Here is a 788-nt window from a genome sequence, read left to right on the forward strand (position 1 = left end):
GCAATTAACTTACAAAAAGGACAAAGAGAAAATATAAATGCCCCAAAATTTACAATTGGATTAGGATGGGACACAAACACTAGTTCTACTGGATCAGGTTTTGATTTAGATGCTTCTGTTTTCATTTTAGGGGAAAACAAAAAGGTTTTATCAGATGCGCATTTTATCTTTTACAATAATCTAAATTCCCCAGACAATGCAGTTATTCATACTGGAGATAATTTAACAGGTGATGGTGATGGAGACGATGAACAAATTAAAATAGACTTAACAAAAATAAATCCTTCTGTTAAAGAGATTTGTATAGTTGTAACAATTCATGAGGCAGAAACCAGAAAACAAAACTTTGGTCAAGTTCGAAACTCATTCATTAGAATTGTGGATGATATCAATAATACTGAATTAGTAAAATACGAATTAGAAGAAGATTTTTCAATTGAAACAGCTGTTGAATTCGGAAGAATTTACAACAAAGATGGTCAATGGAAATTTGAAGCCATTGGTATGGGACAAAAAGGTGGTTTGGAAGATTTTTTAAACAAATACAACTAAATAATAACAAAAATGGCAATAAATCTTCAAAAAGGACAAAGAATAAACCTTGTAAAAAGTAGTGGAAGCACATTACAAAACATTTGTGTTGGTATAAACTGGGGAGCAATAGAGAAAAAAGGATTTTTTGGTAATACCAAAAAAGAAGCAGTTGATTTAGATGCGTCTTGTGCTTTATATGACGACAATAAAAAATTGCTTGATGTAATCTATTTTGGACAACTTACCTCTAGAGA

2 protein-coding genes are annotated in these 788 nt (G+C 30.8%); both read left to right on the forward strand.

The window, feature by feature from the left end:
- Positions 1 to 552: TerD family protein (locus IU405_RS00945; protein WP_197436762.1), on the forward strand; the 552-nt coding region annotated here is incomplete at its 5' end.
- A gap of 12 nt (positions 553 to 564) precedes the next feature.
- Positions 565 to 788 (forward strand): TerD family protein (locus IU405_RS00950; RefSeq protein ID WP_197436763.1); only part of this gene is annotated, 224 nt, incomplete at its 3' end.

The sequence above is a fragment of the Polaribacter sp. BAL334 genome (genome assembly GCF_015767435.1).
Classification (GTDB): domain Bacteria; phylum Bacteroidota; class Bacteroidia; order Flavobacteriales; family Flavobacteriaceae; genus Polaribacter.